Origin of the sequence: Variovorax sp. PBS-H4 (assembly GCF_901827205.1) — a bacterium.
In the GTDB taxonomy this organism is placed as follows: domain Bacteria; phylum Pseudomonadota; class Gammaproteobacteria; order Burkholderiales; family Burkholderiaceae_C; genus Variovorax.
Window position 1 is genome coordinate 1 of sequence record NZ_LR594677.1, and the last position, 22,093, is coordinate 22,093.

Sequence of the window (22,093 nt, forward strand, 5' to 3'; positions counted from 1 at the left end):
ATGGAGCGCATCGCTGGCCTAGCGGCCCGCGCCGGCTCCATGGTCGAGCAGATCCGGGGCATGCTCCTGGCCCCCGAGGCCCGCAAGACGGCCCCCACCTACTCCACGGCGCAGCTGGCCGCGCTGTGCGGGATGGACAAGGCGCACATTGCGTACCGTATCACCAAGGAGGACCTTCCGGCCGGGCGCCTGTCGCCTTCCGGCGGCAAGCGCGTTTTTGGCTTGGACGAGCTCCGGCGCTGGACTCGCACTTACCGCGGCGAAAAGATGCGCCCCGCGGACCGCAAGGCCATCACGATCGCGGTGGGTAACTTCAAGGGCGGGGTGGCGAAGACGACCACCGCCATGATCCTCGCGCAGGGGCTGAGTCTGCGGGGCCACCGAGTCCTGGCGATCGACACCGATCCGCAAGGGTCACTCACCACGCTGCACGGTTTGCTCCCGGAGGCCGAGGTGACCGAGGACATGACCATCGGCCCGCTGTGCGACGGTACACAAAGCGACATTCGGTACGCCATCCGGTCGACCTATTGGGACGGCATTGACCTGGTCGCCGCGGCCCCTTTCCTCTTCTCGGCCGAGTTCGCCTTGCCGGCGCGCCAGATGCAGGAACCTGGCGCCAAGTTCTGGGACGTGCTCAACATGGGGCTGGAAAGCGTGCGCGATCTCTATGACGTTATTGTCATTGACACCCCCCCTTCCCTCTCCTACGTCACCATCAACGCGCTTTGGGCTGCCAACGGCATCGTGGTCCCGGTGCCGCCCTCCGGGTTGGACTTCGCGTCCTCGGCCCAGTTCTGGTCGCTACTCGCGGACCTCGGGGGCAACCTGGACGGTCAAAGCAAGGACCGCGAGGGCAAGGCTTTTGATTTCCTACACGTGCTTCTAAGCCGGGTTGACGCATCCGATCCGGCGATGCCAGCCGTGCGGCAGTGGATCCAGGCGACGTATGGTGAGTACACCTTGCCGGTCGAGATCCCCAAGACCAGTGTGACGAGCAATAAGGCGGCGGAGTTCGCCACCGTCTATGACGTGCAGAAGTATGAGGGCGCGGCCAAGACCTACAAGCGCGCCGTGGAGGCGTACGACTCGTTCGTAGAACTGGTTGAGCAGTCGATGGTGGGCGCCTGGCAGGGCCAGGGCAGGGCGCACCGATGAAGCGGAGAGGGACCAGCAGCGACCGGCGCAACGGTGGAAACCTGGTTTCCACGCAGTTGTCGGCTGCAAATCTCAGGGCGTGTGGAAACCAGGTTTCCGCGATGAGTTTGGTGGGCGCGGCCGGAGCCCAACTCTTCCGACTGGCGTCGGATCAGAACATGCGTTGCGCATCGATCCCGGAGCCATGCGTCGCTCGAAAACTCGAAGAGTTTTGTGGAAACCAGGTTGCCATACAGGGCTCGGCAGTCGTGGAGGAAATCGAAGGCAGGCGATCGGCGCGCCGGCCAAGTGCGGGTGCCGCGTTCACAGGGCCGGCGGGCTCACGTCAGCGAGCCGCAAGCGCCGGATCTGGAAACCAGGTCTCCACATCCGGCCTGGAGGCCGCGCGGAACGCCACGATCACACATCTAACGTCGAACAGACTTCGGGGCGAGACATCGAATCCGCGGGCAAGCGTGCGCAGAAACTGCGCAGGGGGTGGATGTGGAAACCAGGTTTCCACGTCCGAGCCTACAGCACACAGCAGAGGGCAGGGCCGCAGCCCGTGCCCAACTTCGACCAAAGGTAGGGCTCCCGTCCTGGCTACTTGGAACAGTGGAAACCTGGTTTCCAGCGAAGTGTCGCAGGTGGGTGGCTCTTCGAGAGAATTCCATACTGACCAGATGTCGGCATTCTGTCGCCTATGGACGCCGCACTATGGCACCGAACGTGGTCCCGTCCTGCGTGCCGAAATCCGACGCGGACACTCCGAATCAGTCTCGCGCCTCTACAAGGAAGCATGACCATGGCAAGCACACGCAAGCGACTCGAAGCACTGACGGCAGGGCTCTCTCTCCCGGCCGACTTGGAAAGGTCAGCGCCCAATATGCCGGTTTCTCCGCCCGCACCGGATCAGGCGCCGTCCGCAGCCCCAGGCATGGAAACCAGGTTTCCACCCGCAGCTGTGGGCGGCTTTCTTCCGCGTACGGGACCCGGACAGATGCTCGCGTTTCGAGGGCAGATCCAGCAGGTGGAGGGTGAGATGGCGTCCTTGCGGGACAAGCTGCGCCAGTACGAAGGCGCGCTACCCACGCGCAAGATGGATCCGAAGACCATCCGCCACAGCCGCTACGCTAACCGTCACAAGGCCTCGTTCGCGACGAGCGAATTTGCCGGCCTGAAGGCTGATATCGAGCACGCCGGAGGCAACGTCCAGCCAATCCTTGTGCGGCCTGTGATCGATCTTCCGGGGGAGTTCGAACTGGTCTTTGGCCACCGGAGGCACCAGGCCTGCCTCGAGCTCGGGATCCCGGTGCTTGCATCGGTATGGATCGAAGACCTGGGCGACAAGGCGCTTTTTGAACTCATGGATAGGGAGAACCGGGAGCGCGCCGACCTGTCCTCGTTCGAGCAAGGCGTGATGTACCAGCGCGCGCTCGACGAGCAGCTTTTTCCAACCCAACGCCAACTGGCGGAAGCGTTAGGCGTCAGCCACACGTGGGTGCGAAAAGCCCTCCTGGTTGCTCAGCTGCCCGACGCCATCGTCGACTGCTTCAGAAGCCCGCTAGAGATCAACTTTCGTCATGCGGAGCAGATCCATGCGGCGCTCGAAAAGGATCGTCGCGGAGTGCTCAAGCGCGCCGAAAAGGTTCGCGGGCAGAATCTGTCTGCCGCTGTGGTCGTTGCAAGACTCATCGATGTAAGTCCTCGCTTCGAGAAAGTCGAGCGCATCGAATTGCAGTCCCAAGACCACAAGTTCGGCACTGCGACCCGCGGAAAGGGGGGGGAGCTGACGATCGTCATTGAGGCCGACACCTATGCTGAACTCAAGCCTGAGCTTCTTGAGCACGCCGTCGTTGACGGCCTGCGAAAGCTTCGAAAGTTGGCTTGACCGCGGCGGGGGCGACTGACCAATGCCCGGATGGCCACCTCAAACTCCCCCACCTATGGCCGGGCAAATTCCTCCAGGCCAGGACGGGGGGATTCTCGTCTTTTCTTCTTTGACGGCTGTTCGGCAAGCGAAGCGCGTCAGGCCGGAGGCGGCCGCCGGGGAGCGGTGGGCAGGCCACGATCGCCGCAGGGGCCGTCCACAGGCCTGTCCTGTGGACGGGTGGCTTGTCCACGGCGGGCGCGCCTGAGGGTCAGTCCGCCGGCGCCTTGATGGCCAGGCGCTGAGCCGCCTCCTTCAGCCGGTAGCTCTTGCCCTCGAACTCCAGCAGGCGGGAACGGTGCATCAGCCGGTCGAGGATGGTGGATGCCATCGTCATGTCGCCCAGGTAGGTGCCCCAGTCCCGGATCACCCGGTTGGACGTCACCAGCACGCTGGCGCGGCGGCGATGCCGTTGATGGACCAGGGTCTGCAGCAACTCCGCCGCCACCTCCGAGACGCGCTTGGCCAGGAACAGGTCGTCCAGCACCAGGAGGTCGGCCGCCAGCAGCCGCTGCAGCATCAGCTCGCGCTCTCGGGGTTCGGCCAAGGCGTAGCGGCCGAAGTCGGTGTCGGCCTCCAGATAGGCGACCTTCAGCCCCTGCTGCACGGCGTGGTAGGCCACCGCCTTGGCTACATGGCTCTTGCCCGTGCCGGGCTTGCCGATCAACAGGGCGTTGGCGCCCTCGCTGACGAACTTGAGCGTCTGCAGCTCGAAGCAGGCCGCGCGCGGCACCTTCGGGTTGAACGACCAGTCGATCTCGGCCAGCGTGACCTTCTCGTCCAGGTGCGAGTCCTTGTAGCGCTTGTCGATCAGGCGGCTCTGGCGGCGATCGAGTTCGTCTTGCAGCAGCAGCGCCAGCAGCTCCTGCGCCGTCATCTGCGAGGCCTGCGCCTGCTCCAGGCGCGTCTGCAATGTGTCGCGCGCCCCGGACAGGCGAAGCTGCGCCAGGGTGCGTTCAAGTTCGGCGATCGACATGCTCATTGCAGCCACTCCCCGGCCACCGGCACGCCACCGGTCGCGGCGGCGAAGAAGTCCGCGTACGTGGCTGCATCGCGGATCAGCTCGTCGCGCTGCGTCAATGGCGGCGCCACAGGCGACGCGGCGGCTGCCGCCTCGGCTAGCTCGCCCACCATGGCCGTGATGGCCTTCAGCGTGGCGCGCTGCTGCTGCACCGCCAGCGCGCAGGCCTGCTCCACCAGCGCCGCCGGATGGTGACGCGCCAGCCCGACCAGCCCCCACATGCGCCGCTGCCCGACGCGTCCTTCGCGAGCAAACCACTGCTGGCACAGCGCCAGGCAATGGGGGCCGATCTCGCGCGCCAGCTTCCACAGCAGCTCGGTCTGCCGGCTCGGGTTGAACGGCCGCTCGTCCTCGGGCAGCACGGTGGCACCCCGCCGTTCGCTGCGCGCGTGCGTGCGCAACAGCGCGCCGGTCTGCCGGTCCCGGATCTCCACCAGGTGGGCGTACAGGCGCACCGTCACCTTCGCACCGATGGCCGCCGGACGGGCAGCGTAATTGCTGCTGTCCACCCGCACCGTGGTGTCGTCGCACACCGTGCGCACCATCTCGCGGAAGAAGGCGAAGCGGGTGATCGGCAGCGGCAGCAAACTGGCACGCTCCTCCTCGAACATGGCCTGCACCTGGCGCTTCTCGCGCCCGTGAATGCGCTTGGCCGCCCATGTGCTCTCCCAGCGCTCGAGGAACTCATTTTGTGCCTGCAGTGAGTCGAACCGCCGGCCCTTGAGCGCCGTGTCCTGCGTGTGCTGGATCGCGTTTTCCACGCTGCCCTTGCGGTTGGGGTCGCGCACCCGTGCCGGGTCCGCCACGCAGCCGTAATGGGCCAGCAGCGAGGCGTACACCGGGTTGAGCTCCGGCTCGTACAGATCGGGCTTGAGCACACCTTCCTTGAGGTTGTCCAGCACGACATAGCGCACCACCCCGCCGAAGTAGCGAAACGCCTGCTCGTGCAGCTCGGCCCACTCCTGCTGGCCGGATTTCCACACCACCCGGCGGAAGCTGCGACGCGAGTAGCGCAGCGTCATCACGAACAGCCGCGGGCGCTTCCAGCGGCCGCTGACCGGATCCAGCGTCATCGCGCCCTCGCCGTAATCGACCTGCGCCTCCTCGCCGGGGGCGAACTCCAGCCGGTCGAACTGCTCCGGCTCGCGCGAGCGCAGCTGCGCGACGAACCGCTTGACGCTGTTGTAGCCATGGCCGAAGCCGTGGACGTCCACCAGGTCCTGGTAGATCGCCATGGCGTTTCGCTTGAGCAGCAGCTGCGCCTGGATGAACTCGCGCCAGGGTTCGCACGCCGAGGTGTGCGCCGGTGGCCGGGGTGGGGGATTTTGGGCCGCTTTCTCGCCCTCCTTCAGAGGCGCCGAGCCGGTGGCCACCCCGGAGGAATTTGCGCCGGCCATCGCCGCCTGGTACTTGCGGATCGTTTTGCGGTCGATCCCCGTGATGCGGGCAATCTCCCGCTGGCCGGCTCCTCGCGCCAGCAGCGTCTGGATGGTGGTTTTCTTGTTTGGCTTCAAGACGTTCAACTCCACGACCTCCTCGCTCGGGAGGTCAGTTCACGTCCTGTCCAAAGGGGGCCGGTGGCACCGGCCTACAACCCTCTCCCGATCAGTTCAGGTGGAGGAGTTTGAGGTGGCCACGGGTGGGGGATTTTGGGTGGCCATCCGGGACCAATGTGAGAGCAATTGGGATTCGCCGCTGGAAAGGGGGGACTCCCCGCAGCGTCCACGGCAGTGAAATGGGGAGCCCGCCTCTGGACGGGCATATCTCATTCCAACTTCGCGAGCGCAAAAACTCCATTGAAATCAACGACTTAAAAAGAGCTTCTCCCAAAGCACGGCTCGGAGCATCACAAAATCGCATTGATGATAAGTAAATTTAGTAAGATGCAATTTCGTGCCCTTGTGGGCCGGGGCTCGCAGCGTTGCACCGCATGATGTCCAGCTTTTAATCGTCCCGCCCATCCGATGGCACACAGCAACCTTCCCACGCCTTCGCAGCTCGACAGTCTCGATGACGCTCAACTCGAGCAACTCGCGGTGGCCTGGCGTGCCCAGGCCTTGCGCGGCGATCGGAAGGCCCACGGTATCGCGCATGCCTTGGAGGTTGCGCACCGCCAACGCCTGCGGGCCAGCCAGGTCGCGCAGCTGCCAGACCCCGTGACGCCGTCGCGGCCCTGGTGGAAATTCTGGGCCGCTTCAAAAACGCCGCGCGCCACGACCTGACCCCGCGCCATGCGCAAGCCCCCGCCGCCTCCCCGAAAACTCGACAGCAGCCACTTCGCCTTCATGCGGGCGCTGTCCCAGGGCGTCGACGAGCGCGCGAGCTGGGACCGATATCTGCGCGTCGAAGGTGAACACACGGATTTGCGGACCGTCCGCCGGACGATCGCCTGGATCCAGGATGCGTTCGCGGCGGCCGCCGAACGCGAAAACAAGCCGGGCACCGCCCGGCTGCTGCGGCTCGATCCGGAACGCTTCAGCGCAGCACCTGCGCAACCGACCTTGGCCGAGTTCGCGCTCGCGCAGGGGATGGAAGAGTTCTCCGAAGACGAGCAGCTCCAGGCCTATGAAGAGGCGTACCCGCGCACTGGCAAAGCTGGCGGGGGCAGGGCAGGGCAGGGCGCTTCGTCCCCCACGCGTCGCGGGCGCATCATCGCGCGGCAACTCGAGGCACTGCAGTGGCTTCAAAACCTTGTCGCTCAAGACCCCCGACCGGGCGATCGGGTGGGGGCTTGGCTGAACCCTCGGCTTGCGGGGCGCCTCGAGCGCGCGAAATTGAACACGCTGTTCGATCTCGTGGAGCACATGAATGGCGTCGGCGCTCGCTGGTGGGTTCAGGTGCCCGGCGTGGGGGAGCGCAAGGCCTCGCGCATCCTCGAATGGCTGCAGACCCACGAGACGGCGCTGGGCTTGCGCGTCGGTGCACATGCGGCGCAGCGGCGATCGGATTTGACTTTTGATTCGCTGACCGAAGTGCTGCCGGCGGCGACGGCCCTTCGGCCCTTGGAAAAATTCGTGGTGCCGTCGGAGCTTGACGGCTCCGCGGGCCGATTCCGTGCACCGCCTGAAAAATGCCTGCTTGTGGCCGCCGACGACTATGCGGCCATCGGTGCCTGGCTGACTTCGAAAGGGCGAGGGACGAAAGACGGCGAGCTCACCGCCACGCAGCGCGCGTATCGCCGGGAAGCGGAGCGGCTGTTGCTGTGGGCTGTCCTCGAGCGGAACAAGGCGCTGTCTTCATTGGCCGTGGAAGACGCCCCGGCGTTCCGGGACTTCCTGCAGAACCCGCCGGCGTCCTGGTGCGGGCCGCGGCATCGCCAACGCTGGTCGCCGCTGTGGCGGCCCTTCGAGGGACCGTTGGCACCGGCTGCGCTGCGGCATGCGCTGAACATTCTCAGAAGCCTGTTCGGTTTTCTGGTGAGCCAGGGCTATGTGACGGGCAACCCGTTCGCGGCCCTGGCGATGCCGGTCCAACCCCTGCGGCCGCTGGGCTCCAACCGAACCTTGACGTTCACGCAGTGGGACCACCTCGACGCCATGCTCGAGCGCCAGGTCGACACGGAAGCCGCGCGGCGACTTCGGCGCGGCATGCGGTGGCTGTATGCCACCGGGCTGCGACTCGCCGAAATCACGCATGTGAAGTGCGAGGACCTCGAGCGGGTCGCGTACCGCGATGTCGATGGCTCGACCGCGACCGACTGGATGCTCACGGTGGTGGGCAAGGGCGCGAGGGTCCGCCAAGTGCCGGTGCCGCATGAGCTGGTTGACGAACTCGCTGATGAGCTGGGCCGATTCGGCCTGGAGCGCGCGGTCACCGCGCCGAGCAATCGAGGCATCCACGTGATGGCACGGTTTGAAGCGGGGCTCGAGCGACCCTCTGCCTGGTCGGCCTCGGGGCTTTACCAGGCCATGAAGAATTTTCTTGCGCAGGTGGCCGACGGCGTAGGCGGGGAGGATGGCGAGCGCCTTCGAAAGGCCAGCTCCCATTGGCTTCGCCATTCCCACGCCTCGCACGCATTGCACGGCAGGGGAGGGCAGCGACCGGTGCCGATCCAGATCGTGCAGAACAACCTGGGGCATGCGTCGATCGGGACGACGTCGATGTACCTCACGACGGAACGCGATGAGAGGTTGCGGGCGATGCGGGGGTTTTGGAAGCGTCCCCATAGCTGAACCCCCAGAACAACCATCGGACTTGGGCACCATAACGCGCAACTTATCGAACCCTTCTCCGACCCGTTCGAGCGAATCTCTTTGAATGGCGGTACTTCGGGGGCGCGAGTCTGCACGATGTGCGAGCGCTTCCTGGCCTGCTGGCTGCTGGCTGCTGGCAGCTGCCGCCTCACCGAAAGGCTGCAGAACAGCGTGCGGACGGTCGTTGCCTGCTTCGCCAGCGCGGCGGACAAAGCGACGCCAAATTGCTATGCATCCGCGCTCCACATGGCAGCGGCTGCGCTGCTCTTTGGTTCACCGGAGTTTGCCCGCAATAGAAGCGCGGCCTTGTCATCGCGATGGCTTCCTGGCTCGCAGGACGGGACTGAGACAGTAAGGGCCATCAAACGGCAACAACAATGACGCCTTGCCTAAAGTCCGATGCCATTGAAACTCTTGCCTTTGCCTTTGCCTTTGCCTTTGCCTTTGCCTTTGCCTTTGCCTTTGCCTTCGCCTTCGCCTCGCCTCGCCATCGGTGCTTTGGCCGATGACGAAGGACGAGGTGCCCGATCAGCAGGGCATTTTGTTCGACACGGCCTGCGCTAGCTCATGACCTTGCTGTCCGGGCGTCGTGATCATTTACACGCCCGATGGCGTTGTCTCTGCGTCAAGCCGATTCCGGTCTTCCTGCGTCGCGGCGACGTCATGACATTGAACGAGAGTCCGTTGGGCAAGCAGCGGCAGCGGAATTCTTTAAAGCCCGATCCAGGCCCAGACGCAGCGTCGCGTCGAGTGAAGGAAGGAAATGAGCGTGCGCGCTTACACGGGTTCCGCGGACATCATCTGCGCCGCCATTCCGTCGAAAAGGAGTTTGACCCGAACCAACTCCAGGCGAGCCGAGGGGACCATGATCTTGACCCAGCGTGGCGCCAACGGGAATTGGTCCAGCACGAGGGCAAGTTGCCCGGCGTTCAGCGCATCCGAAACGATGGGCAGCGCAAGCTGGACGATCCCCTGGGTGTTGGCTGGAGTGAACCCCTGTGGCTGGACCACGGGGCTCATGCGAACTAAGCCGCCTTCCGAGCAAGCTGGGATTCGAATTCGTTGGGTGGAAGATAACCGAGCGCCGAGTGAAGCCGCTTTGCGTTGTAGACCTCTTCAATGAACCGTGGAAGCCGGCTGGCGACATCACTGAAGGTCTCGTAGCCGCCGATGTAGACGTCCTCGACCTTGAGCGTCTTCATGAAGCTCTCGGCCTGCGCATTGTGGTACGGATTGCCGGGCGAGCTCATCGACCCGCGCAGCCCGGCTTCCTGCAGGGCCCTGCGATAGGTTTCACTTGCATATTGCGATCCCCTGTCCGTGTGAAAGATGCAGCCAGCCGGAGGTTGTCGGTCCTCCACTGCAGATCGCAATGCGGCCAGAGCCAGCGTCGTGTCGATGTTGCGCGAGATCGCGTAGCCCACCACCTTGCGGCTACAAGCATCCAGAATCGCGGCCAGGTAGCAAAACCCCGAAGCGATGCGGATGTAGGTGAAGTCGGCGACCCAGACCTCGTTCGGCCGCGTCGGGATGACGTTGCGATAAAGGTTCGGGAAGATCGGCGAATCGTGCTTGCTGTCGGTGGTTCGAACGAATCGCCTGCGAAGCTTGATGCCCAGGCCTTGGGCCCTCATCACGCGTGCGACCCGCTTGTGATTGACCACATGGCCGCGGCGGCGCAATTCGTGTGTCACGCGCCGGTAGCCGTAGCCTGGCACCTCGTCCTGGATGGACCCAATCAACTCGGCGAGCCGGGCGTCTCCCAAATCTTCGTCCACTGCCGTCGACCGGTAGTAGAACGTGCTGCGCGGAAGATCGATCACTTGGCACCCCCGTCGAATGGAGCAGGCTTCGGGCCGGTGACGATTGATAAGTTCTCGTTGTCGCTCACGAGGCGAAGGCGTGGAGTTTTTTTGACAAGGTCGAGCTCCATGGTGAGCTGGCCGACCTTGCGTTCGAGGGCCGCGATCTTGGCCTCGTATTCCGTGATGACCGATGCCTCAGCCTCTTCGGTGCTCAGCTCTCCCCGGTCGTACTGCGTCAGCCAGAGCTGAATCAGGTTGGTCGACAGGGTGTACTTCTTCGCCGCATCGCGCCGGCCGATGGCACCGCTGCGAATGTCCTGGCATAGCTGAATCTTGAACTCCGGCGCGTGGCGCCGGTATGGACCTCTTGATGACATGACCTTCTCCTGGTTGAAGGCCCGGTCAGCGTATCAGTTCTGATTTGCCCCGTGGTCCAGCCACAGGGGTTCACTCCAGGCGCCGGCCGAAATTTGACCCGTTGGGGGTGCGGCGGAAAACTTGGACTACCTGAAAGTAGTTCATGTATTCATATGAAGACCGCATCCGAGCGGTCACGCTCTACATCAAGCTGGGCAAGCGCACCGGGGCGACTATCCGCCAGTTGGGCTACCCGACGAAGAACTCTTTGAAGAGCTGGCATGAGGAGTACGAGCGGCGCCTGGACCTGTCGTCCGGCTACGTGCGCTCAAAGCCGAAGTATTCTCAAACTCAGAAGGAGCAGGCTGTCAAACACTACGCCGAGCACGGGCGCTGCATCGCCTCCACGGTCAAGGCGTTGGGCTATCCGTGCCGCGATTTGCTGCGTGCCTGGATTGATGAACTGGACCCCAACTCCCGGCAGCGCGTTGTCGGCAGGGCCGTCAGTGCACCTCGGCCGCCGCAACTGAAGAAGCTGGCGGTCCTCGAACTGTGCACTCGTGAGGGAAGTGCGCAGGTGGTTGCTCAGAAGCTTGGTGTGAGCAGGCCGACGTTGTACAACTGGAAGAACCAGCTTCTGGGACGTGAGGCACCCGCATCCATGAAACACACCAATCAGTCCCCACGGGCTCAAGAGCGCGACGAGCTCGAGCGCGAGGTTGATGCGTTGCGCCGCGAAGTCAGGCAACTGCGCCTTGAGCAGGACCTCTTGAACAAGGCCAATGAACTGTTAAAAAAAGGCCTGGGCGTCGATCTGCAGCTCCTGTCCAACCGGGAGAAGACACTGCTGATTGACGCCCTCAAGGAGCACTATGACTTGCCAGAGCTCCTTGGACAGTTGGGTCTTGCACGTAGCTCGTACTTCTACCATCGGGCCCGCGCAGCGGTGGGTGACAAGTACCTCCAAGTGCGTCAGTCCATCACCGAGATCTTCGAGTCGAACCACCGTTGCTACGGCTACCGCAGGCTACAGGCCTCGCTGACCAGGCAGCAGGTCAACATCTCGGAGAAGGTGGTGCAGCGGCTGATGAAGCAGGAGCGCCTGGTTGTTCCAATGCACAAGAAGCGCAGATACGCCTCGTACCTGGGGGAGATCAGTCCAGCACCAGAGAACATCATCAACCGCGACTTCCAGGCTGCGGCACCCAATGAGAAGTGGCTCACGGACATCACAGAGTTCCAGATCCCCGCCGGCAAGGTTTACCTGTCGCCGATCATCGATTGCTTCGACGGCATGGTGGTGAGCTGGACCATTGGCACGAGCCCCGACGCTGAGCTGGTCAATACCATGCTGGATGCAGCCATCGAGACGGTGACGGACACCGCTGACCGGCCTGTGGTCCACTCCGACCGCGGCGGCCACTATCGCTGGCCAGGCTGGCTATCAAGAATGAGCGATGCCAACCTCATCCGCTCGATGTCCCGCAAGGCCTGTTCTCCGGACAATGCGGCTTGCGAAGGCTTCTTCGGTCGCCTCAAAAACGAACTGTTCTATCCTCGGGACTGGAAGGGCACGACCATCGAGCAGTTCATTGAAGTGGTCGACTCGTACATCCGCTGGTACAACGAGAAGCGGATCAAGATCTCCCTTGGCTCTCTCAGCCCCATCGAATACCGGGTGAGCCTTGGACTTGCGGCATAAAACCAGTCCAAGTTTTTATCCGCACCCCCGCCGGGTCAGGATTGCATGGAACTCAACACTAAGTGCACCATCTTCCCAAAGGCCTACACGACATCGGGACCGAAGTTGTTCCCGCACCGCGCCTGCTCGCTGAAGTACGCCCATTCGCCCCCCCACCACCAAGGCTCCACTTCAATAGCACCGATTTTCGTACTCGAAAATGATAGCCTGTTGAGTTCCATGCAATCCTGACCCGGCATTTCCATCCAATATTGACCCACCCTCTTTGCGAGCCTGGTGGCTCACGGTGTGGATAAGTTCTTGGTCTTCTCCTTCTTTCTGGGTTGGTCTGCCTGAACGGGTTGAGCCGAGCTGTGCTTGAAGCGGAAGCTGTCGTTGCCGGTCTCCAGGATATGGCAGTGATGCGTGAGCCGGTCCAGCAGCGCCGTCGTCATCTTCGCATCGCCGAACACGCTGGCCCACTCGCTGAAGCTCAGGTTCGTCGTGATCACCACGCTCGTGCGCTCGTAGAGCTTCGAGAGCAGATGGAACAACAACGCCCCGCCCGAGGCGCTGAACGGCAGGTAGCCGAGCTCGTCGAGGATCACCATGTCCGCGTACATCAGCCGATGCGCGATGTGGCCCGGGTTGCCGCTGGCCTTCTCCTGCTCGAGCGCGTTGACCAGTTCGACCGTGGAGAAGAACCTCACACGCCGGTGGTGATGCTCGATGGCCTGCACACCCAGCGCCGTGGCGATGTGGGTCTTGCCCGTGCCCGGGCCACCGACGAGCACCACGTTCTGGGCGTCCTCCATGAACTCGCATCGATGCAACTGCCGCACCAAGGCTTCATTGACCTCGCTGTGCTGGAAGTCGAAGCCTGTGAGGTCGCGGTAGGCCGGGAAGCGTGCCAGCTTCAACTGGTAGGCCACCGAGCGCACCTCGCGTTCGGCCGTCTCGGCCTTGAGCAACTGCGAGAGCATCGGCTGCGCGGCCTCGAACGCCGGCGAGCCCTGCTCGGCGAGTTCGGCCACGGCGTGCGCCATGCCGTGCATCTTGAGTTCACGCAGCATGATGACGATGGCTGCACTGGCGGGGTCATGGCGCATGGCGCACCTCCTGGATGATGATCGGATCGGCTGCAGTCACGCGTCCTCTGAGGGAGTCATAGCGCAGCACATTGGCCTGGGGTTCGTTTGCAAGGCGCAACGCCTGAGGCGCCGTCACCGGCGCTGGCGCCACCGGCTTGCCGTCGAGCAGCCGATGCAGGACGTTCAGCACATGCGTCTTGCTCGCGACGCCCGCTTCCAGTGACAGCTCGACCGCGGTCAGCACGGCCTGCTCGTCGTGGTGCAAGACGAGCGCGAGGATCTCCACCATCTCCCGGTCGCCACCGGGCTGCTTGAGCAGGACGGTCTGCAACCGTCTGAAGCCCTGCGGCAGCTCACTGAAGGGCGCGCCGTTCCTCAACGCCCCCGGCTTGCGTTGCAGCACCGCCAGGTAGTGACGCCAGTCGTAGACGGTCTGGCCGGCCGTATCGTGGCGACGGTCGATGATCCGCGTGTGCTCGCACAGGAGCTGCCCCTCGGCCGCCACGACCAGGCGGTCTGCGTAGACCCGCAGGCTCACCGGGCGGTTCGCATAGGACGCGGGCACGCTGTAGCGGTTGCGCTCGAAGTGCACCAGGCAGGTGGGTGAGACGCGCTTGGTGTGCTCGACGAAGCCGTCGAAGGGACGAGGCACGGGCATCAGCAGCGGCCGCTCCTGGGCCCACACGTCGGCCAGAGTGCCGGGCAGCTTGCCGTGAGTGATCTCGCCCCACAGCGCCTTGCAGCGTTGCTCGAGCCAGTCGTTGAGCATCGGCAGCGTCGCGAACGCCGGGACGGGCTGCCACAGCCGGTGACGCGCATCGCGCACATTCTTCTCCACCTGACCCTTCTCCCAGCCCGAAGCCGGGTTGCAGAACTCGGCCTCGAACAGGTAGTGGCTGACCATGGCGCTGAAGCGCGCGTTGACGTCGCGCTCCTTGCCGCGGCGCACGCGATCCACGGCCGTCTTCATGTTGTCGTAGATGCCTCGTCGCGGCACGCCGCCCAACACTTCGAAGGCGCGGTTGTGCGCGTCGAACAGCATCTCGTGGGTCTGCAGTGGGTATGCCCGCACCAGGAAGGCCCGGCTGTGGCTGAGCTTGAAGTGCGCGACCTGCAGCTTGGTGCGCTCCCCGCCGATGACGGCCCAGTCCTCGCTCCAGTCGAACTGGAACGCCTCGCCCGGGCCGAAGGCCAGCGGCACGAATGTGCCTCGACCGGTGGTCTGCTCCACCTCGTGGCGATGCGCGTGCCATGCCCGCGCGAAGGCGGCCACGCGGTTGTAGGAGCCCTGGTAGCCGAGCGCGGCCAAGTCTGCATGCATCTGTTTGAGGGTGCGCCGCTGCTTGCGCGATCTCGATGCCTCGCTCTTGAGCCAGGCGCCAAGCTTCTCTGCATACGCATCGAGCTTGCTCGGGCTGACCCGCTTCGCGTAGCTGGGCGCCGCCTCACCCTCGCGAAGGTACTTGCGGATGGTGTTGCGAGACAGGCCCGTGCGTCGGGCTATCTCCCGGATGGACAGTTGCTCACGCAATGCCCAACGTCTGATGACACTCAGTGTCGCCACGTCAATCACTCCTGTGCTCCTGCCGCTAAAAGCAGCAGGTTAGGGTTCTTACGTGGGTCAGATTTAGATGGAAATCTGGAGTGAACCCCTGTGGCTGGACCACGGGGCAAATCAGAACTGATACGCTGACCGGGCCTTCAACCAGGAGAAGGTCATGTCATCAAGAGGTCCATACCGGCGCCACGCGCCGGAGTTCAAGATTCAGCTATGCCAGGACATTCGCAGCGGTGCCATCGGCCGGCGCGATGCGGCGAAGAAGTACACCCTGTCGACCAACCTGATTCAGCTCTGGCTGACGCAGTACGACCGGGGAGAGCTGAGCACCGAAGAGGCTGAGGCATCGGTCATCACGGAATACGAGGCCAAGATCGCGGCCCTCGAACGCAAGGTCGGCCAGCTCACCATGGAGCTCGACCTTGTCAAAAAAACTCCACGCCTTCGCCTCGTGAGCGACAACGAGAACTTATCAATCGTCACCGGCCCGAAGCCTGCTCCATTCGACGGGGGTGCCAAGTGATCGATCTTCCGCGCAGCACGTTCTACTACCGGTCGACGGCAGTGGACGAAGATTTGGGAGACGCCCGGCTCGCCGAGTTGATTGGGTCCATCCAGGACGAGGTGCCAGGCTACGGCTACCGGCGCGTGACACACGAATTGCGCCGCCGCGGCCATGTGGTCAATCACAAGCGGGTCGCACGCGTGATGAGGGCCCAAGGCCTGGGCATCAAGCTTCGCAGGCGATTCGTTCGAACCACCGACAGCAAGCACGATTCGCCGATCTTCCCGAACCTTTATCGCAACGTCATCCCGACGCGGCCGAACGAGGTCTGGGTCGCCGACTTCACCTACATCCGCATCGCTTCGGGGTTTTGCTACCTGGCCGCGATTCTGGATGCTTGTAGCCGCAAGGTGGTGGGCTACGCGATCTCGCGCAACATCGACACGACGCTGGCTCTGGCCGCATTGCGATCTGCAGTGGAGGACCGACAACCTCCGGCTGGCTGCATCTTTCACACGGACAGGGGATCGCAATATGCAAGTGAAACCTATCGCAGGGCCCTGCAGGAAGCCGGGCTGCGCGGGTCGATGAGCTCGCCCGGCAATCCGTACCACAATGCGCAGGCCGAGAGCTTCATGAAGACGCTCAAGGTCGAGGACGTCTACATCGGCGGCTACGAGACCTTCAGTGATGTCGCCAGCCGGCTTCCACGGTTCATTGAAGAGGTCTACAACGCAAAGCGGCTTCACTCGGCGCTCGGTTATCTTCCACCCAACGAATTCGAATCCCAGCTTGCTCGGAAGGCGGCTTAGTTCGCATGAGCCCCGTGGTCCAGCCACAGGGGTTCACTCCAATCACCGGGCTTAGTGGGTCACTTCTAGATGGAAATCAACACTTGTTCTTCTCATCCTGCAGGTTGTGCGCCTTGATGTAGACCCAGAGCTGCTTGACAACCTCGGTGCGTGCCAATGGCGCCGAGCCGATGACGGCGGCGAGCTCGGCGCTGGGGGTGAGCGTCTTCATGAAGGCCGCGTTGGGCGACCGCTTGGCGGCTGCCTTCTTCGCCGGCGGGGCGGGAGGCGTTTTGGATGTGGCCATTGTCTGTTCTTGGTGGATCTGAAAGGGGTCGATGCTATCGGATGACGTACTGACCCCAGGCGGCCCTCCGGAACGCGTCACGCATGCGCGCGAGCTCCCCTATGGAAACGGCAGCGCTTCGCGCACCTCAGCACCATGGCGATCGCTGCTTTCGTCAACGCGAGCGAGCGGTCGGGCGACCTGTGGTGAAGTCTTCCGGCCGAAGCAGGCCCACGGGCCGATCAGCTTGCGGGACCGCCGTCTTAGGGGTGGCGGACGGCTGCGCAGGTGCACGCGATCGAGGTGAACCTGCGCGAAGTTGAGAGGCACTCGGCCCAATGCCGCGACGGTGGAGCGCCGCACGGCTTTGAAGCATTCATACGCGCGGTCCGTATGGACGGCTTCTGGAAACGGCGCGTCGTCGAAGGCAGAGGCGGCGTTGCTACAGTCGCTACCCCAACCCGAACACTAGATGCGATCCTTGTCTTTCCCAATCTTGCGCCCTGCCCTCCCGGGCATGGCCAGGCGCGCGAGATATTGCACGAGACTACGCGATGTCGCGAGCGGCACAAAGCCGTCGCTAAGCGAAGCAGCGCAGCCAGAAGCGCCATGTCGACGCCCAGCTCGGTCAGAATGATCCAAGGCCACGCTGCCGTTCGGCCGAGCCTGAGGCCAGTGCTGCACGTCGCTTGTCGAGCGACGTGTGCCGCAAGCGGGTGCGGTTATTTCAGGCGAACGAAGGGTTCAGCAAGTCGATGCCCGCGCCTTTGCACTTGATCCAGGGAGCCGGCGGGTGCTCGCGCCCGTTCCAAGCTGCCAGCGCGGCGCGGGCATCCGACCCGTGCTCGTAACAGTACCGGCGCACGTAGCCGACAGGATCCAGCCCGACGATGATCGCCGTCGTGAAATTAAACCGGCGCACCGCGCACAAGACGCCGTCGACGACGCGCAAGTCCGTATACCCCGATGCCAGCAGCATGGCGTGCAAAGGGTCGACGGGATCAAGGCCCGAAGGAGCGGAAGCGGCGGCACGGGCGGTCGAGAGCATCACTGAGATTCTGACAAGAAAAAGCACCGGGACAGCGGATAGGGCTTGCCCCAGCATGTTGCCCGTGTACGCCGCGACCGCTGCTAGCGGCGACTCGCCGGGGTCCCACGGAGCGACGCGGGCGCGGACAGCGGTCATCACGGCATCTCCCGGGCCAGGATGTACTCTAACGCCTCGCCCGCATGCAGGGCAGCCGTAAAGATCGCGGTGCGGTCGTTGCGCGGCATCTGTATCCAGCTGCCGAGGCAGGCCACGTGGTCAATGGTGGCGTCCACTAGGTCGATATGCCTGAGCACGATCGCTGTCGAATTCATCCACAAGTTACTTGACGCATACACCGGGGTCGCCGAAGCGCTGACCGGATGCGCAAATCAGCCAGTCGGGTATCCCTATCTAGGGGTCTCCTCGTTTTCAGTGCAATAAGTGACGGTACGAAAAGCTAGCACTGGCGCGGAGGTGGTGTTGGTAGATCGTTGATTTCATTGACTTTCCTGTTCACTTTCAAATCTGCGATTCGTGGCGTCAAACCGTGGTCGGTTTCATCCATTGGTGCCAGTTATCGATGCATTTGGCCGCGAAGGCAGGATTTGGTCAGCATAGCGGTCAACCGGGAAGCGAAACACACCCCGCAAGTTGATGCTCTCCAGCCTGGTGGGCGCAATCTTCCCGATCAGTTCCGGTGGAATGACCTGGCGGCGGTTCGACCAGCGATCCAGGACCGCCTGCATCTGTGAGGTATTCCACGCCATCACGATGTTGGCCATCAGGCTCAACGCATCGGCCACAGCCTGCATTTCATCGACACGTTTGGCCTGCGCCGGGCTGATCCGGCCGGTATAAATGGCGCGCTTGAGGGCGTTAACAGCCTCGCCCCGATTGAGCACCCGGCGCAACTCGTTCCTGAAAGCGTCCTTGACAAAGTAGTCAGCCAAAAACGCCGTACGCAGCAACCGCCCCAATTGCACGCCAGCCTCATAGATTGGATCGCCCTGGGCGGCAGAACCGAACCGCGCAAGAGCTGCCACCGCACTGGCATGTCCGCTCATGACCGAGGCTGCCAGGTGCACCAGACTATCCCAATGCTTTTCGATCAAAGCGACGTCGACATTGGCTTCGCACACCGCAGCGATTTCTGCGGGCACTTTGGTGCCGCGTGGCACAAAGAGGTGGCGCTGTTTGAGTTCCTTCAACCGCGGGCAAAGATCAAAACCAAGCAAACGGGCATGTGACATGGCAAAGTCGGTGTAGCCATGGGTATCCACAGCAAGCTGGCTGGTCTCCAGCTTTTCTTGGCGGATGACACCTTCAATGGCCACGCCCGCCTGGCGCTCATTGAGCACAAAGGGCTGCGCATGGAAGATGCCCCACCGGTCTTTTACATGGGAGTAGATTCCAATGGAAGGTGTGTTGCGCCGAGGATCAAGCCGGGCTTGCCACACCCGTTTGGTGGTCTCCATGGTCATCATGTCAGAAGATGCCAAATCGGACCGCCCCCAGGTGGCGGCAATCGGGTGTCGCTGCATGAATTCCAGCACAGCCTGGCAGGCCTGGCTCAGACGCCGTTCGTCCCGCGCCCAGCGCATGGCCTGGCGAATGCTGGTGGCAGACAATTGCGGAATCATGCGCGCGCATTCGACCGCAGTCAGACTGGTGCCGTGGGCCATGATGCCGGCATAGACCATCAGCAGCTCGTCGGTAGAGCGCGGCTCACGTCCGAGCATGATCCAGCTAAAGCGCACCTGGGCGTCAACGGCCAGAATCACTTCCGGCAATTGAACCTCACCGATGCGGTGATCCAAAGCCGCGCGCAGCTTGGTCACTTCTGGGTCTTCGTCCTCTGCGGGCAATGGCGACAAATGGAGTTCATCATCCACGCGCAGTACGCCACTGCGGGCTGCAGCGGCCACCGCATCGACACCGGCAGTTACTCTGGCCAGCAAAGGCTTCAAGAAAGTGGCAGCCTTGCTGGGTAACGATAGACGGGCATAGTGTTTCTTGGACTCTGCCTGCCAACGCTCGTCCGTGAAGAACAAGCGCGCACGACCCCGAAAGCTCAGGCTGTGCTCAATCCAGACCGAGCCATTGCGCACCGCGCGGCGCAGGGCAAACAGGGTGGCCACCTCCAACGCCTGAAACGCCCGTTCCCGGTCTGGGCTGGAGATCGAAACCTGCCAGATCATTCCCAGACTTGGTGCCACCACTTCAACTGGCAGCTTTCTGGATCCTTTGAGATATAAAGCTTGCAGCTTGGCAAGGTACTCGATGGCAGGATGCTCGCCGGTGGCCTGCCAGGGCAGCTTTGCAATGGCGACGAGCAACGACCGCACGGGGCGAATTCCATCAATCAATCCCTCGCGGACCAGGGAGGCCCTGCTCGGTGGTTTGCGTTTCTGGGTTTCGGTGATCAAGGCTTCAAGACGGGCACGCAACTCAGCATCTGGCACCGCACCTTGCGCGCTCAAGGCAACAAGTTCGCCGAGCAGCGTTTTGTACATTGCGGCCCAATTGACGGTAGCGGGGACATCGGCGGCAGCCTGACGCCACAGATCGGCGATCCGGCGCTGCACCATAAGGATCAACTGGTCTGTGGTGGTGAACAGGCAATACCGAAGAAAGCATGCGACCTCCACGGTGCGCGCTGGCTCTTTGATCTTGGCTCCGGCTGAGGGCGGCCTGGAGACAAGTCGGCGCGCGTAGCGGCGCAAGATGAGATCGGGGATGTCTGCCAGGTGCTTATGAACGTCCAGCGTGTAAAGCAGGTCGATGCGCTCCAGTACCTCGCTGATTTGGCGGGTTGAGTGTTTCGCCGGTGCAGCCCATAGCCAACTCTGCTGGGTTTGTCCATCTGGGCGCAGCTCTGAAACTGAGGCTCGCCAGCGATCAAGTGTTGCTGGATCAACGCTGGCGGCGATGGCGGTGCCTGTTTCAACTTCAAGCTGGGCAAGTGCCGCCGCAATCAGTGTCCGAATTGCCCGCTCGTGCACGATCACCAGCTTGTTCTTGTACAGCCATTGACGCGCCCGCACGAGTAGCTGATCGCGGTCGGCGCAGCGCGCCACTTCGTCGCGCAGTTCACGTACCAGTGAGCGGCGCTGGTGCTCGCTCATCCACTGGAATCCAAGGACCGTGCAGGCTACTTGTTGGTGATCGAATAGCGTGCGCCCGCGTTCATACATGGCTCTCAGCGAGGCGACTTCTGGTGCTGCAATGCCAAGCTCGTTGCCAAGGTGGCGCCACAAGGCTACTGGAATTACCCGAAAGGCACCGAGCAAACGCCCACTCATGCGCAGGAAACCAATATGGAGCGCCAGACCAAGCTTGTGGGAATCACCTCGGCGTGCATTGATTGCGTCGCGCTCGGCACCATCGAAGGTGAAAAATGCCTTCATCTCGAAGTCGCTGATATCGCGGGGGAGCCCACGCATCCCCAAAAACGTTGTGTGCCAACCCTGCATCGTGAACCTCAAAAGTGGGAGGCCACCATACCCGTTTACAAAGCGAACAGGAAAGTCAATGAAATCAACGGTCTACCCAGACCACCCCCGCGCCAGTGCTAGCTTTGCGTACCGTCACTTATTGCACTGAAAACGAGGAGACCCCTAGCAGCTCGTCGGCAAAGCTGGGGCGAGGTGCACTGGGGAACACAATCAACGGCTCGTCGCGCAGTTCAGCCATTGCAACACTAGTGTTGCCAGTGAGTGGGTGATCGGCATGCACGGCAAGGACGATGGGCTCCCGCCACACAATTTCAGACGCAATATCAGGCTCTGACCTGTAGTAGCGAGCAAAGCCAACGTCTAACCAACCCTCGCGCAGCGCACGAATTTGGCGGTCCTTCGTCAAGCTTGACAACCGAACAGCGACCCGAGGCTTAAGTTGCCGGTACTCGCCCAATAGGCGCGGTATCACGCCAAAGATCACCGATCCATAGTAGGCCACTTCTATGTGGCCGAAATCCCCCCGTGCCGCGCGCTGGGATTTCTCAACCGCGTCGTTCGCTACGTGGAGCGCCCGCCTTGCCTCCTCCAGGAACACCGCACCTGCCGCAGTCACGTCTACGCCGGTCGGAGAGCGATCAAAGAGTTCCACCCCAATTTCCGCTTCGAGCTGCTTGATCATGCGCGATAGGGGCGGTTGAGACACGTGAAGCCGCTGTGATGCACGGCGAAAGCTGCGCTCTTCCGCGACGGTAACGAAGTACCGGAGGTGACGGAGTTCCATAGAGACCTACACCGATACCTTTTTGGTAATCACGATTCCAAAGATGATATTGGATCAACAGGCGCGCAGTCCGTACATTCCACGGTCGCGAGATCGAGCAGGGATGTGGATCGGTGGAGCCGGAGGAGGTATGCATCGCACGCTGCAGCTGGCGTGGATTGCATGCACCCGCCGCATTGATCGCGTGCCGGACTGGAAAAGTGGTGCCCGAGAGGTCGCTGTGATGGCGGATTAACCCCGTCAGCGTCGCGGGGAACGACACAGAGTATGTCGGTGCGCGCCCGATTTCACGCGGGCCGCTGGCAGATCCGCCGCACATCTGCTGTCGCCAAGGCGGCACTCAAGGTCTACACGCAACGAACAAATGGGCCTAAGTACGTTTTTCCCACTGAGCCGACGTAGCCGCGCACCAATCCTAGGGTCAACCCTAGGCTAGAAAGACAGACATTAGGTCGATAATCCGCCGCAT

The 22,093-nt window shown here is 62.8% G+C and carries 18 protein-coding genes and 1 pseudogene; 7 read left to right on the top strand and 12 right to left on the bottom strand.

Features of this window, described 5'->3' with window-relative positions:
* Together E5CHR_RS31040 and E5CHR_RS31045 are read left to right on the top strand one after the other, a co-directional pair.
* On the top strand, positions 1 to 1,158 hold a 1,158-nt coding region (locus E5CHR_RS31040; protein WP_162584081.1), incomplete at its 5' end, for an AAA family ATPase.
* Between the two features lie 784 nt (positions 1,159 to 1,942).
* Positions 1,943 to 3,028: a ParB/RepB/Spo0J family partition protein gene (locus E5CHR_RS31045; protein WP_068682762.1), complete on the top strand. Its 1,086-nt coding sequence runs from the start codon at positions 1,943 to 1,945 to the stop codon at positions 3,026 to 3,028.
* 250 nt (positions 3,029 to 3,278) lie between these two features.
* Here the strand turns inward: E5CHR_RS31045 and istB (E5CHR_RS31050) are convergent, their stop codons facing one another.
* Positions 3,279 to 4,049: an IS21-like element helper ATPase IstB gene (gene istB, locus E5CHR_RS31050; protein ID WP_068682752.1), complete on the bottom strand. Its 771-nt coding sequence runs from the start codon at positions 4,047 to 4,049 to the stop codon at positions 3,279 to 3,281.
* Positions 4,046 to 5,611 (bottom strand): IS21 family transposase, encoded by a 1,566-nt coding sequence (gene istA / locus E5CHR_RS31055; RefSeq protein ID WP_068682754.1) that lies wholly within the window; start codon positions 5,609 to 5,611, stop codon positions 4,046 to 4,048. The genes istB (E5CHR_RS31050) and istA (E5CHR_RS31055) overlap by 4 nt, the downstream gene beginning before the upstream one ends.
* A 441-nt stretch (positions 5,612 to 6,052) precedes the next feature.
* On the opposite strand from istA (E5CHR_RS31055), the gene E5CHR_RS31060 reads away from it, so the two are divergent.
* Together E5CHR_RS31060 and E5CHR_RS31065 are read left to right on the top strand one after the other, a co-directional pair.
* Entirely contained in the window at positions 6,053 to 6,310 is a 258-nt protein-coding gene (locus E5CHR_RS31060) for a hypothetical protein (protein ID WP_068682756.1), read from the top strand.
* Positions 6,311 to 6,319: 9 nt separating this feature from the next.
* Positions 6,320 to 8,260, top strand: a complete 1,941-nt coding sequence (locus E5CHR_RS31065; RefSeq protein WP_068682758.1) for a phage integrase family protein — start codon at positions 6,320 to 6,322, stop codon at positions 8,258 to 8,260.
* A 798-nt stretch (positions 8,261 to 9,058) separates the two neighbouring features.
* Here E5CHR_RS31065 and E5CHR_RS31070 read toward each other — a convergent pair.
* The 3 genes from E5CHR_RS31070 to E5CHR_RS31945 are packed head-to-tail and all read right to left on the bottom strand — an operon-like array spanning position 9,059 to position 10,463.
* Positions 9,059 to 9,301, bottom strand: coding sequence for a hypothetical protein (locus tag E5CHR_RS31070; RefSeq protein ID WP_068682760.1), 243 nt, complete (start codon positions 9,299 to 9,301; stop codon positions 9,059 to 9,061).
* A gap of 5 nt (positions 9,302 to 9,306) precedes the next feature.
* A complete protein-coding gene (locus tag E5CHR_RS31075) occupies positions 9,307 to 10,152 on the bottom strand; it encodes an IS3 family transposase (RefSeq protein ID WP_328793979.1) in 846 nt (281 codons plus the stop codon).
* Positions 10,101 to 10,463: a transposase gene (locus tag E5CHR_RS31945; protein ID WP_068681404.1), complete on the bottom strand. Its 363-nt coding sequence runs from the start codon at positions 10,461 to 10,463 to the stop codon at positions 10,101 to 10,103. Before E5CHR_RS31945 ends, E5CHR_RS31075 begins: the two co-directional genes overlap by 52 nt.
* A 143-nt stretch (positions 10,464 to 10,606) precedes the next feature.
* Here E5CHR_RS31945 and E5CHR_RS31080 point away from each other — a divergent pair, with 143 nt between their 5' ends.
* Positions 10,607 to 12,145, top strand: coding sequence for an IS3 family transposase (locus E5CHR_RS31080; RefSeq protein WP_068685009.1), 1,539 nt, complete (start codon positions 10,607 to 10,609; stop codon positions 12,143 to 12,145).
* Positions 12,146 to 12,426: 281 nt separating this feature from the next.
* On the opposite strand, the gene istB (E5CHR_RS31085) is transcribed toward E5CHR_RS31080, so the two are convergent.
* Positions 12,427 to 13,233: an IS21-like element helper ATPase IstB gene (istB, locus tag E5CHR_RS31085; RefSeq protein ID WP_031652704.1), complete on the bottom strand. Its 807-nt coding sequence runs from the start codon at positions 13,231 to 13,233 to the stop codon at positions 12,427 to 12,429.
* Complete coding sequence (istA, locus tag E5CHR_RS31090) at positions 13,223 to 14,788, bottom strand: IS21-like element ISPpn1 family transposase (protein WP_063599743.1); 1,566 nt, start codon at positions 14,786 to 14,788, stop codon at positions 13,223 to 13,225. The genes istB (E5CHR_RS31085) and istA (E5CHR_RS31090) overlap by 11 nt, the downstream gene beginning before the upstream one ends.
* A gap of 145 nt (positions 14,789 to 14,933) precedes the next feature.
* Between istA (E5CHR_RS31090) and E5CHR_RS31950 the strand changes: the two genes are divergently transcribed.
* Positions 14,934 to 15,296, top strand: coding sequence for a transposase (locus tag E5CHR_RS31950; protein WP_068681404.1), 363 nt, complete (start codon positions 14,934 to 14,936; stop codon positions 15,294 to 15,296).
* Entirely contained in the window at positions 15,275 to 16,090 is an 816-nt protein-coding gene (locus tag E5CHR_RS31095; RefSeq protein WP_232062361.1) for an IS3 family transposase, read from the top strand. Before E5CHR_RS31950 ends, E5CHR_RS31095 begins: the two co-directional genes overlap by 22 nt.
* A gap of 82 nt (positions 16,091 to 16,172) precedes the next feature.
* Here the strand turns inward: E5CHR_RS31095 and E5CHR_RS31100 are convergent.
* The 5 genes and pseudogenes from E5CHR_RS31100 to E5CHR_RS31120 all read right to left on the bottom strand — a co-directional run.
* Positions 16,173 to 16,376 (bottom strand): annotated as a pseudogene (locus tag E5CHR_RS31100) (SWIB/MDM2 domain-containing protein); the annotation flags it as partial.
* A 706-nt stretch (positions 16,377 to 17,082) separates the two neighbouring features.
* A complete protein-coding gene (locus E5CHR_RS31105) occupies positions 17,083 to 17,541 on the bottom strand; it encodes a hypothetical protein (RefSeq protein WP_068685915.1) in 459 nt (152 codons plus the stop codon).
* Positions 17,541 to 17,717, bottom strand: a complete 177-nt coding sequence (locus E5CHR_RS31110) for a hypothetical protein (RefSeq protein WP_157103529.1) — start codon at positions 17,715 to 17,717, stop codon at positions 17,541 to 17,543. The genes E5CHR_RS31105 and E5CHR_RS31110 overlap by 1 nt, the downstream gene beginning before the upstream one ends.
* Before the next feature lie 225 nt (positions 17,718 to 17,942).
* Positions 17,943 to 20,858, bottom strand: coding sequence for a Tn3-like element IS1071 family transposase (locus E5CHR_RS31115; RefSeq protein WP_003158660.1), 2,916 nt, complete (start codon positions 20,856 to 20,858; stop codon positions 17,943 to 17,945).
* A gap of 118 nt (positions 20,859 to 20,976) precedes the next feature.
* Positions 20,977 to 21,624 (bottom strand): LysR family transcriptional regulator, encoded by a 648-nt coding sequence (locus E5CHR_RS31120; RefSeq protein ID WP_159597438.1) that lies wholly within the window; start codon positions 21,622 to 21,624, stop codon positions 20,977 to 20,979.
* Between the last annotated feature and the right edge of the window lie 469 nt (positions 21,625 to 22,093).